The organism is Flavobacterium sp. (assembly GCF_031422135.1).
Lineage (GTDB): Bacteria > Bacteroidota > Bacteroidia > Flavobacteriales > Flavobacteriaceae > Flavobacterium.
Genome location: NZ_JANOQD010000003.1, coordinates 87,462 through 99,336, shown reverse-complemented (window position 1 = coordinate 99,336; position 11,875 = coordinate 87,462). Strand labels below are relative to the sequence as shown.

Annotated in this window: 9 protein-coding genes; 5 read left to right on the top strand and 4 right to left on the bottom strand. The window is 34.7% G+C overall.

Annotation, left to right across the window (positions count from 1 at the left end):
• From RMO70_RS00625 to RMO70_RS00615, 3 genes are read left to right on the top strand one after another with little or no spacing between them, the layout of a single operon-like run.
• The gene (locus RMO70_RS00625; protein ID WP_310554482.1) at nucleotides 1–333 is read left to right on the top strand and encodes a helix-turn-helix transcriptional regulator; all 333 of its coding nucleotides are present in this window, start codon (nucleotides 1–3) and stop codon (nucleotides 331–333) included.
• 12 nt (nucleotides 334–345) lie between these two features.
• On the top strand, nucleotides 346–564 hold the full coding sequence (locus RMO70_RS00620) for a DUF2683 family protein (RefSeq protein WP_310554481.1): 219 nt from the start codon (nucleotides 346–348) through the stop codon (nucleotides 562–564).
• Nucleotides 564–830, top strand: a complete 267-nt coding sequence (locus RMO70_RS00615; protein WP_310554480.1) for a Txe/YoeB family addiction module toxin — start codon at nucleotides 564–566, stop codon at nucleotides 828–830. Before RMO70_RS00620 ends, RMO70_RS00615 begins: the two co-directional genes overlap by 1 nt.
• A 68-nt stretch (nucleotides 831–898) precedes the next feature.
• Here the strand turns inward: RMO70_RS00615 and RMO70_RS00610 are convergent, their stop codons facing one another.
• From RMO70_RS00610 to RMO70_RS00595, 4 genes are read right to left on the bottom strand one after another with little or no spacing between them, the layout of a single operon-like run.
• A complete protein-coding gene (locus RMO70_RS00610; protein ID WP_310554479.1) occupies nucleotides 899–1,234 on the bottom strand; it encodes a hypothetical protein in 336 nt (111 codons plus the stop codon).
• 15 nt (nucleotides 1,235–1,249) lie between these two features.
• Entirely contained in the window at nucleotides 1,250–4,687 is a 3,438-nt protein-coding gene (locus tag RMO70_RS00605) for a DUF6443 domain-containing protein (RefSeq protein ID WP_310554478.1), read from the bottom strand.
• Between the two features lie 11 nt (nucleotides 4,688–4,698).
• Nucleotides 4,699–7,971: an RHS repeat domain-containing protein gene (locus RMO70_RS00600; protein WP_310554477.1), complete on the bottom strand. Its 3,273-nt coding sequence runs from the start codon at nucleotides 7,969–7,971 to the stop codon at nucleotides 4,699–4,701.
• A gap of 2 nt (nucleotides 7,972–7,973) precedes the next feature.
• Nucleotides 7,974–9,620, bottom strand: a complete 1,647-nt coding sequence (locus tag RMO70_RS00595) for a T9SS type A sorting domain-containing protein (RefSeq protein WP_310554476.1) — start codon at nucleotides 9,618–9,620, stop codon at nucleotides 7,974–7,976.
• A 711-nt stretch (nucleotides 9,621–10,331) separates the two neighbouring features.
• Here RMO70_RS00595 and RMO70_RS00590 point away from each other — a divergent pair.
• Entirely contained in the window at nucleotides 10,332–10,487 is a 156-nt protein-coding gene (locus tag RMO70_RS00590; RefSeq protein WP_310554475.1) for a hypothetical protein, read from the top strand.
• Nucleotides 10,488–10,649: 162 nt separating this feature from the next.
• Nucleotides 10,650–11,801: a Na+/H+ antiporter NhaA gene (nhaA, locus tag RMO70_RS00585; RefSeq protein WP_310554474.1), complete on the top strand. Its 1,152-nt coding sequence runs from the start codon at nucleotides 10,650–10,652 to the stop codon at nucleotides 11,799–11,801.
• The last annotated feature ends 74 nt before the right edge of the window (nucleotides 11,802–11,875 follow it).

The following is an 11,875-nucleotide window of genomic DNA, read 5'->3' as shown; positions in this document are numbered from 1 at the left end:
ATGGAACTAGGACAAAATATAATGCTCATCAGAAAGAAAAAAGGTTTATCTCAAGCAGATTTGGGTAAAATTATTGGAACTTCGGGTGATGTAATTGGACGATATGAACGAGGAGATATAAAACCATCTATTGAAGTTGTAGAAAAAATTGCTGAAGCATTTGAAATCTCGATTGATTATTTAGTAGGTAAAACAAACATCATTGTAGATAAACAAGTTATAGAGCGTTTGGAGAATATTACAAATTTACCTGATGAAAAAAAAGATTATATCTTCAATTTAATCGATATGTGTTTAAGGGATTTCAAAAATAAACAAGTGTACGCATCTTAAAAATTTAAAACTATGCAAACAATAAATATCACCGCACACCCACAAGACGATTCGCAGGTTGAAGCCGTAAAAGCTTTTATGAAAGCTTTAAAAATTAAGTTTGAGATTTCTAAAGAAAAACCATATAATCCCGAGTTTGTAGCTAAGATAAAAAAGAGTGAACAAGAGTTTAAAGATGGTAAATTTACACAAGTTAAAAAAGAGGATTTACAAAGCTTTTTAGGTCTATAATGGTTTATCATTTAGACTTTTCTGACCAAGCCAAAAAAGATATTGATTTCCATAAGAAATCAGGTAATAAAGTTATTTTGAAAAAATTGTTTGTTCTCTTAAACGAACTTACCCAAAATCCTTTTGAAGGCACAGGCAAACCCGAACCCCTAAAACACAATCTAACTGGCTATTGGTCTCGTAGAATTAACCTCGAACATCGATTAGTTTACAAAATTCTTGAAGAAACGATTTTGATTTATTCTGCTAAAGGGCATTATTTATAACAATAAACCACTCGAGAGAGTGGTTTATTCGTTACACACATAGTTTGAAAAACTGCAAACTATTGCAATTATTTTTCCCAGCAACTAATACATAAAGTTATTCCTATTTCACCCATTTTTTTCATTAAATCTGGAGAAAATTCCATATTACATTGTTGTTCAAATTCATACATATACCAAAAAGTTATTATTTCCTCTACTATACCAACTTCTTTCAATGATTTAAGATTGTTGGATATTAGATCAATAAAAATGTTAAGCGCATTAGTGTATAAAGGAGAGTCTTCTTCAATTATAAGATTCCAACCTATTTCAGGGTCGCTACTTGATACCCCTAAAATTGAATCAACTGCATTTATTTTTTCAATATCACACTGAATGAGTAAACGATAAAAACTTCCCATTTGTTTAAATTATTATTAATGTGTTAAATAATCAGAGGCTTTCAAATCTGTTTTAAAAGTTTTACCTTTAAAAGGCCCAGTTCCTGTTAAGTTTATGTTCCCTCCAACAACACTTATATCAGGGTTGTTTCCAACTTTTGAAGAAAAACTACCCGCACTTTTTAGTATTTTAGGTTTTAGTGATTTGTGAAATATATCTTTATTTACAGCAAGTCTGCCAAAATATAAAAGCTTTCCGCCACCTTTCATCCCTGCTTTAACTATTCCAGATACTGATGGTTTTTTACCTTTTAACAACCCTAAAGAAGAAGTTACTAATCTTGTCTTGTCCTCCAAATTACCATACTCAAAAACACTTGACACATTACTTGGAATATTAGTTATTCCTTCCCACCATTCACTTAATGTTTCAGGATCACCCTCTTCAGCTATTCTAATTGGGGCAATAGCTTTCAGTAAATCATCCAAGCCATTAACAATTCCGCTAACTAATTGTTCACTTTTACTCTTTTGATTTTCTGTTCCTTTCTTTTTATCTTTCTCTTCATCTCCTTCACCACCATCTATTTGAGATACTAAAGATTTAAACATATTTTGTGCATCAGCCCCAGTATATGTAGTGCCATCTTTGTGTTCTATAACTTCCATACCAGTGGGGTCAATAAAACTTAATGGATTGTTATTTAAAAATGATTGTGGTGATAAGTCATAGAACTTTTCGGCAAGAGGGTCAAGTGTAGTTGTTCTTCCGATATCTTGCATAAATTGTCTTCCTTCAAAATCATACCAGTTAAGCCCTAACTCGTCTTGCAGTTCTTTCCCATTATATTTATATTTGTATTCTTTATAACATCCGTTACAATTACTAGCTAAAGTTATTATACCTAAATTACTCATAAGATACTGTTTATAGCTTACATTATAGTTGTTGTGTTTCATCCCAAAAGGGTAATAATTACTCTCTTCTAACACTTTTAAGGTTGTGGTTCCGGGCTCAAGACCATAACTCAAACGCACATTGCCCAAATGATCGGTATAATTGTACACATAAAAAAAATACATTTGATCCTCTTGAAACGCTTTGACATAGCCTTCAGCGTGCGGGAAAAACTCTAACGCTTCATTACGATACTGAAAACCTGAAAGATATTCTGTTTTTGTAGGAACTGGATTGCAAGTTGTATTTTCTCGCCATCCTGAGCAAACTATTTGTGTGACTATTTTACTCAATTTTTGTCCTACTGCATTGTAAAGGTATTCAATTTTACTATCCTCACTATTACCAAACACAATTTTAACAGGTAAATTTAGGTGGTTGTAGGTTATTGTAGTAATCCCTTTGTTGGTGTCGGTAATTAGATTCCCATTGTCATCATAGGTGTAATCGTCCTCTGGGTCTGTAATTCCACTAGTGTCATCTCTAAACCCATTAGGATTGTTGGTATTGTCAAACACTTTTGTGAGTTGGTTGGGTTTATCTGGTGAGTAGCTATAATTTAACTGATCTATTATTAATGGGCTGTATGGGTCGTCATATTCTCCATTTCGTGATAAGGTAACTATGTTTCCATTCTTGTCATAGGTCATACTCTCTCCATAGGAATTTGGTGATTGGATAACTCCTTTCTGGTATATGGCACTGTTCAATCGGTTGAGATTATCGTAACTGTAACTGTATTTTCGCAGTACATTGTCACTTTTGGTTTTCCAGAATGTTTCGGCGATATTTCCGTTGAACAATGCGGTGGCTGTTGTTGGGTCGTTGTAGTTCAACTGGAACGAGAACAAATCCTGAGGCGCGCCGCTTTGGGTTAAGTTTGCTGTATCGTTAATGCTCTTGAGCCAACCCCGAATGTTGTAATTGTAGTCTACCTTTTGCAAGCCTGTTGCGCCTGTAGTATCTGTGCCACCTACTTTTTTGGATACCAGTTGCCCAAGTTCGTCATAGGTATTGCTCACAATAAGTTCTTCGGGTGTCTCGTTTACTTGTTGCTTGTGTAACAGCAATCGGTCTTGTGCGGAATACGTAAAGCGGTCGGTTATGATCACAGGTTCATCGGTATCCAGCCGTTTGTGCATGGTTACAGTGCTTACTGTTTTACCCACAAAATCCAGCTGGCTGTCCACTTGGGTAAAGCCACCTAAATGGTTGGTGCTGTGGGTGCGTACGGGACGGTATTTGTCATCGTAAAAAGTATAGGACAATTCCCCATTGGTTTCTGTAGCCGTTGTGAGTGTGCGTACCCACGAACCAGTGGCAAATCCTTTTACTTTTTGCGCTATGGGGTAAGTGCTGTTTGGTAGCGTTGTGGGTAACGTTGGCGCATTTGGGTAGGTGTAGTTGTCGTAATAGTTTTTGGTGAGGATGTCGATGGTTGTTAGCACAAACGGGTTACTGCCATTGTTTGTGTTAGTTTGCCACGAGGCTCTTAGGGTTTCGTTTACAGGAGTAGGTTTCCAGCCAGTTTGGGTAACGCGATTGAAAACGTCATATTCGGTAACCATAACACCTACGGTTCCATAACCCCAAGGTGAAAACGCTGGGCCTGTGATTACAGGACGGTCTAGTTTGTCATATACAATATAGTCCCATTGCTTTCCTGGTAATTTTTTTTCTACTAATCGGTTGCGGTAATCGTATTTGTACTGGTAGCACAAGCCGTCGAGCGTGTTGGCGTCAGTAGTTCCATTCGCTAGCGGAGGCAAGACATAGGTTAAATTATCATATTGGTCATAAACATAGTAGGTGTCGTGTTTTTCATTGTTATTATACGTTCTTTTTAAAACAACTTTACCTTCTTTATTTTTAAATTCTTCGCTGGTGTTGTTACTTCCAGATGTCCAGTTCTCGTCTTTTGTGATGGTTTTGTACAACTGGTTTACATCGTAATCACTAAGGTTTGTAATACTAATATCATATAAACCTTTGGTAATATTCCAAATCGCGGTAGCTTTAAAATATTTTACCTCAGTAGCAGTATTGGTTTGGTAATCCATACGAATGGTGTGCTTTACCGCATTAGTCAAACTCCACATATTTCCGGGTGCAGCTTGCTCCAAAACACGGTTTAACGGCGAGTTTTCGAGTAACTTTTCGCTGTACGGGTTGGTCGTGTTTTCATACGCTGCGGTGTTGTAGAAACTACTTACGGCAGTACCAGCACCTGTATTATAATTTAACGAAGGCGCTAGGTTTGCATACGGCAAAAACTCTTTGGTTTGACGACCAAAGGCATCGTATTCGATATGAGTTACTATGTCTTTACCCGTATTGGATTGTGCATTGGCTATTTGTTGTATGGGGCGACCTAGTCCATCAAAATAGGTTATTTGTGACACAGGAAGTGTGGCTCCAGCTCCTTTGTAAGTGGTGGATTTAACATAATTCTGGTTCGCACTTTGCGCTAAAACAAGAACGGGTATCATGGAAATGATAAATAGTATTTTTTTCATCTTGTTTTAGTTTATTGTTTAAAATGATATAAATTCTCAGAAAGGATATTGTTGTCTTTGTCCCTTATGTACAATAATCTTCCGTAGTCATCATAAGTATATGTGATTTTGTTACATTTTGGGTCAGTAACACTAATTAAATTATTAGTGTTGTCATCATAAGTGTAACTCGTTACCATAGCGTTTGGATACTCATTTTGGTAAAAACAAGGAGTAGTTGGACTTACTCTATCTGCTATTGAAAATGTGCTGTTTAAATTTTCAATTTTCACGATCACCTGTTGTTTACTATTATATACATACTGTGTTTTCATACCATCTTTCATAGATACTATGAGTGGATTACTATAAAAATTATAATTGTCAAAAACTACCCTATCTTCAAACGGTGTAGCTGGATTACTTCCGTTCTTTGTTTTTATAAATCTAGGTAATATTTTACCTCCGAAATTCTTGAATGAAACTTGCTTACTCTCTAAAAGTTCGTTATTTACAAAACTTTCTGTTTTGATAATCTCTGCTAGATTGTGTTTGGTTGTTAGTATCGGGATAGAAGCTGCATCGTCTGGAGTTAAATTACCTATTATTGCAATATCACTTGGATAATACATTTTTACTTTCTTCACTTCGTTAGCGCTATTGGTTGTTTCTATAGTGCTAGGCAAACTTACTTTATCTGCTGCAAAAGTCTGAGTAGTTGTAGTTACTAGTGGATCTATAACTCCTGAAAAATATTCTTTTGTTATTGTTGAAAGTAAGCGATACTTGAATGATTTTGTTTGATAAAGTAAATAAACATAATTATCAATCTGAGGAAGGCCTGAAAATGGTACCAAAAGGTAAGGTTTTATATTGTTTGCAATTTTATTTACAGAACCTTGATAATTGTATACAGTCTCTTTTATTTTTTTTTTGTTTTTATCATAAAAATATTCTTCCCTTAAAACAGATTTTTGATACGAAATGTCATTTGTTCCTACATTAACATCGTTACTAAAATTAACTTGCCCAGCTACACTGCGTATTTTTCCTAAATAATATTCATCTGCAGAACGATCTCCATAAATAAAGAAACGCATACTTTTCCCTCCATTTTCAAAATTATCTCCACCGTAGCTTACTGTAATGTTTTCGTACAAAAGCGTATCAAAATTTGCAACACTAGAGCTGTTCAAAATTGGAACTAAAACAAGTGGTGATGTACTATTTGCTGGGTCAGAAATCATGTGGAGGTTATTAATATAATTTGGATTAAATTTATAACTTTCTATATTCAAATCAGAAATAGTGTTGTAGTAATAACGTGTTGTTTCAACATTACTATTATTGTTATTATTCGTAACTTTTTTAATTCGTAAACCAGGGTAAAATACATCTCTAGAAAATGCGGGTAATTCAAGTTGCACATTAGCTAAAATTGAATTACCTACTGCACTATCATGTCTTTTTATTTCGATTCTAAATTTATAACTACCTGGAGATAAAGTATAACTAAATGGACGAGAATAGTTACGGGTATCATTATCAGTATTAACAAAATTATAATCACCTATTAAATATTTTTGTTCAGGTTGGTTTAAACTTGTTTTAATTGCATAAACCGCAACTCTACTATGGTGTGTTATAGAACCCATAACTGTAGCGTTTAATACAGCTCTTATTACTATTGGTGAGGTAACAATTAGATTAGCATCACCATCATCTGGATAATAATCATCGTAATATATTACAAAAGGACCTAAATTATATGGGTAAGAGCTTGAAGAACTGTATCCGCTATTAGGATCTCTATATTTTGCAAAAATACGATGTTCTGAATATACTTGTTTATTACCTTTATATGGCAATTCGTATTCAAACCATGTGGAACCTCCTGTTGGGTATTTAATTTGAGATAAAGAACCATATAGCGAATATTGTAGAAAAGCTTCTCTATCTCCTAATTCTCCGCAATAACTTTTAAGCCAAGTATGATCTGGCAATAGAGTTGTATTAGTATCTTTTCCATTATAATATCCCAATTCATCTTGTGCAAACGAAAATTTCATTGGTAATAATTCAGGGGAATTATATGTCATTTCATAATTATATTCGTATTGATTGTTTTTATTAAAAAACTCCACCTTTTGTAGGAAAAATTTATTTTTACTTGATACAATTTCTTTATAAATAGTTAAGTAATTAAGTTTAATTTTTTTTAAAATCGTTTCAGCACCAGTAGTAGATACTGTTTTAAGAAACACACTATTCAATTGATATATGCCTGCACAATTATTTAAAGTTGAAGTATCAAAATCAATAATTTGATTGTTTATCGTATTACTTATTCGTTCTAATTTTATAAGACTTTCTACTTCGCTGTTTATTACTACGCCAGATTTAAGACAACTGTTGAATGATCTTAGGGTTGCAGTTTCTTGATAATCAATTTTACTGGAACAATCATTACTACCATATTGTTCGTATTTAAAGTTTACGATTCCCCCAGTTAGAAAAGAAATTGTATTTAAATAAAAAGCATTTTGAGCATAGTCGGATCCAACTCTTGAGCCAGATCCTTTCAATGCCCATGTTCTGGAAGATTCGGAAGCAGTAGGGCCACCAAAAGTATAAATATGTCCTTCTGGAGTTTGTATCATAATAGAACTTTTGTTATCTGCGAGTAGACTAAATGTAATAGCTATTTCTTTATCATATTTAATCAAATGCGCTTTGTTATTTTTATCTAAATAAAAACTTCCAGAATAGCCTAAAAAATTATAACTAAAAACATCAGTTTCAGAATCAATATTATCACTATAGGCTATGTTAGTTATGGTTTGGTACCATGTTGTATTTGGATTATAAACAAGCCCTATTTGTGCATTCATAAAAGCTCTAGCCCCAGAAAGACTATCTAATGCTTGTGCTGAATAATATTTTCTATTTTCAAATAAAGTTAGCTCATCTATTTCATCTCTTACTTCACGTGTAATTATCCCACCTGGATTCAAGTTCCAGTTAATACCTGCCCAAGTAGGGTCTTGGTTTACTCGAACGCCATTGCCACTGTAGCTTAACGTAATAGGAATGTTCATCTTACCCGCATTGTATTCAAACAAGGGTATCGATGGCGATATGGTGCCTGTGGATTCATTGACTTGTACTTCACCATACTTACCCAAATCTGCTGTGGTAGGCGATTGAGGAGATAAAACAGGCAGTTGCGTGCTTATTTCCTGTCCAAAACCTAAACTACTTATTCCTACTATTAAAATAAACTTGATTTTATGTACTATTCCCATCGTTATTGTTTTATTACTTTAATTCCTTCTTGTCCGCCATTAGTCTTAATGTCTATAATGTATAAACCACTGGGTAAGGCACTCATATCAAAAGGGATGGTGTGTTCGCCGTGTATTTTAGACTGGTTGAGCTGTCTTCCGTTAAGATCGTAGAGTGTGGCTTCGCCGCTGGTGTATTCAAAATTGACTATCACATTGGTAAAAGTAACCACAGGATTGGGCAATACTTCGAGCTTGATTTTTACTTTCTCGAGCTTGGTTTTATCCTTGAGTTTCACTACCCAAAAATCACTACCGCCTATTGCCGTGTTCTTGTCTCTGGACTTCTCCCCTTGAGAGGTTCCCGCCAGTAAGTAGCCACCATCACGGGTTTCTAGTAGTTTTTTAAGTACTTCTTCGCCTTTACTCCCTACCGTTTGCGACCAAATTTCTTCGCCTTTTGCTGTAATTTTTAAGGCAATATAATCGCTAATACCTTCTTTGTCTGTTTTTTTACCCATTCCTATTGCGCTTTGGTCTTTGGTCTTCTGACTATCGACTTCACTCTGCGCATACCCACCTATGAGCAATGTTCCATCTGTATTTTCAACTATCGAAGTCAAGACATCCGTTTTGCCATAATTGTAGGTTTCTTGCCAAAGGATTTCGCCTTTTTCGTCAAACTTAACAACCCAGAAATCAGTTCCGTTGCTGTTGCCTTTGCTTTTAGAATCGGTAGCTCCTGAGTTGGAGTTTCCACCCGCTATAAAACCGCCATCGTTGGTTTGTGTCAACGCAAACAGGTTGTCGTCTTGGTCGCCACCTACGGTTTTTTGCCACTCGATAGTACCTATTTTATCAAGTTTCACAATCCAATAATCCCCTACACCGATGTTCTTGTCAGTTTTATTTCCCGAAACGGGTGAGTTGGAATAACCACCTAAAATGTAACCACCGTCTTTCGTTTGTTCAATACTTTTGAGTTCATCGATATACTCACCACCTATTGTTTTTTGCCATTCGATATCGCCATTTTCTTTGAGTTTGATGACCCAATAGTCTAGATTACCTTGACTATTTTCGGTTTTACCATATTTGTCTGCAGTGCCTTTTTCGTCTTTTGGGGTTTTGTCTGAGGCAGAACTTCCGCCTATAATATAACCACCATCCGTGGTTCTAGAAATGCTTTGTAGTTTTTCTTGTCCGTTTCCGCCAATGGTTTTTTGCCACATTTCTCCGCCTTTGGCATCGAGTTTGATAATCCAGAAATCGGCATCGCCTTTACTATCTTGCGTTTTAAATTCGCCACTGTTGGAAGTAGAGGTTCCTGCTAGAATAAAGCCTGCGTCTTTAGTGAGTTTAATACTTTGAAGTAAATCTACTCCAGCACCACCAAAGCTTTTTTGCCAGTCTAGGTCGCCTTTTTCGTCCATTTTCCAAACCCAATAATCGAGATCGCCTTTGTTGTTGTCGGACTTGTTACCGTTCTTGTTCGAAATGGAACTTCCCGCTAGGATAAAACCATAATCGGGTGTGGGAACAGCATCAAACAGAAACTCGGCGTGTTTGCCACCATAAGATTTTTCCCAAAGAATGTCTTGAGCTTGTGCCGAAAAAAGGCAAAATTGTAGTGTGAGTATCGTTAAGATACCTTGAAGTGTATATCGCATTAAAATAGGTAGTTTTATTCTTGAATAATTTATTTTTTTGCAAAAGTACTGTAAAATAGCACATTAACCAATGGCTAAATGTTATGAAGCTTAATGATAAAACTATTTTTAGTAGGCAACCGATTGTTAATTAGTGTTTTACTAAATAAAATTTGATGTTATTTTATTGTAAAATCGATAAAGTGCATTATTTCTTGGTAAATGGATAGGGTTTGTTTAGTTATAACTGTTCGTTTTTTACGGACTACATTTATTTTTTAGTCACAGAGTTAAATGATTTTCATTGATTTCTTAAATAATTCGTACTCGTTGGGTGTAATTAGTTTTTAATGATATTTTTTCGTCAATTTGATTTTGGCGCAATACTCACGAACAATGCGGAAAAGTTCTTCGCCAAAATGGTATCGAGAAGTATTCAAAAACGCTTCTCGATACCATTTTTAAAGTTGGGAAGATTCTACAACTTCACAATTACAGCAAACTTTAAAAACTACTCGAAGTGACGGGGAAATTAGTGTCACTTAGAGCTTGTCACTTGGGCAAAGGCTTCGTTACTTCGAGTGATTTTGGCGCAATACTCACGAACAATGCGGAAAAGTTCTTAGCCAAAATGGTATCGAGAAGTATTCAAAAACGCTTCTCGATACCATTTTTAAAGCTAGAAACATTCTACAACTTCACAATTACAGCAAACTTTAAAAACTATTCGAAGTGACGGGGAAATTAGTGTCACTTCGAGCTTGTCACTTGGACAAAGGCTTCGTTACTTCGAGTGATTTTGGCGCAATACTCACGAATAATTCGGAAAGTTCTTCGCCAAAATGGTATCGAGAAGTATTCAAAAACGCTTCTCGATACCATTTTTAAAGTTGGGAACATTCTGCAACTTCACAATTATAGCAAACTTTAAAATCGAACTCACTTTTCTCAATAATTACAACCAACGGGCTACTATTTTAAAATCTGTGTATCTTAATTAATTCTATCTTTTTATTTGGAGCATAAATAATTTATGCTTTTATTTAGAAGATGAAAGGGACTAAACTATTTAAAGATTTTTTTGAAAGCGAGAAAACGGGTGGGCTAACATTGATTTCTTGTACCATTTTATCATTGGTATTTGCAAATTCAACTTTTGGTGCTGATTATCATAACTTTTTTCTAACCCAATTTGCAGGACATAGTTTGGAGCATTGGATAAATGACGGATTAATGACTGTTTTCTTTTTGCTGATTGGCTTAGAGCTAGAAAGAGAAATTTATCAAGGAGAACTTTCTAATATTAAAGATGCTTTATTGCCTATTTTTGGTGCATTAGGCGGAATGCTACTTCCTGCAGGAGTATTTTTAATTTTCAACTTTGGAACCACAACACAATCAGGTGCAGGAATACCAATGGCAACAGACATTGCTTTTGCATTAGGAATATTATCCTTGTTAGGCAATCGAGTTCCGACATCATTGAAAATTTTTTTAACAGCATTAGCTGTAATTGACGACTTGGGAGCAATACTAATTATTGCCATATTTTATACAAAAAGCTTACTTTGGACAAATCTATTTATTGCCTTAGGTATTTTTGCATTGCTTTTAGCATTTAATAGACTAAAAATCAGAAATCTTATTCCGTATTTAATTGGAGGAATCGCCATGTGGTATTTTATGTTACATTCTGGAGTTCACGCCACTATTACAGGTGTTTTATTAGCATTTGCAATTCCTTTTGGAAACGGAGATGAAAAATCAACTTCCTATATTTTGCAACATTTTTTGCACAAACCTGTAGCATTTATAATAATACCAATTTTTACATTAGCCAATACAGCAATAGTCTTTAGCGGAAATATGGGAGAAACGCTAACCAAAAATTATAGTTTAGGAATTGCACTAGGTTTACTTGTTGGAAAACCACTTGGAATTTTTTTATTTTCATTTCTGGCGGTAAAATTTGGAGTTTGTAAACTTCCAAACGATTTAAATTGGAAATCAGTTTTTGGAGTTGGACTATTAGGCGGAATTGGTTTTACAATGTCAATTTTTATAACATTACTTGCTTTTGAGGAGGAAATCACAATCAATAATTCAAAATTAGTAATCTTACTTTCCTCATTTATTGCAGGGCTTTTAGGATTTTTTGCACTGAAAATGGTATTGAAAAAAGAAGAGGTTAACGAAAACTAAAATAAAAAATAGAATTCATTAGTTATGATTTCTTTTCTTGGTTTAAGAACTATTAAAATAAAATAGTATTTTCG

What these genes read in the sequence shown, in the direction of transcription:
- RMO70_RS00625 (WP_310554482.1), top strand. Translation starts at nt 1, where the DNA reads ATGGAACTAGGACAAAATATAATGCTCATCAGAAAGAAAAAAGGTTTA.
- RMO70_RS00620 (WP_310554481.1), top strand. Translation starts at nt 346, where the DNA reads ATGCAAACAATAAATATCACCGCACACCCACAAGACGATTCGCAGGTT.
- RMO70_RS00615 (WP_310554480.1), top strand. Translation starts at nt 564, where the DNA reads ATGGTTTATCATTTAGACTTTTCTGACCAAGCCAAAAAAGATATTGAT.
- RMO70_RS00610 (WP_310554479.1), bottom strand. Translation starts at nt 1,234, where the DNA reads ATGGGAAGTTTTTATCGTTTACTCATTCAGTGTGATATTGAAAAAATA.
- RMO70_RS00605 (WP_310554478.1), bottom strand. Translation starts at nt 4,687, where the DNA reads ATGAAAAAAATACTATTTATCATTTCCATGATACCCGTTCTTGTTTTA.
- RMO70_RS00600 (WP_310554477.1), bottom strand. Translation starts at nt 7,971, where the DNA reads ATGGGAATAGTACATAAAATCAAGTTTATTTTAATAGTAGGAATAAGT.
- RMO70_RS00595 (WP_310554476.1), bottom strand. Translation starts at nt 9,620, where the DNA reads ATGCGATATACACTTCAAGGTATCTTAACGATACTCACACTACAATTT.
- nhaA (WP_310554474.1), top strand. Translation starts at nt 10,650, where the DNA reads ATGAAAGGGACTAAACTATTTAAAGATTTTTTTGAAAGCGAGAAAACG.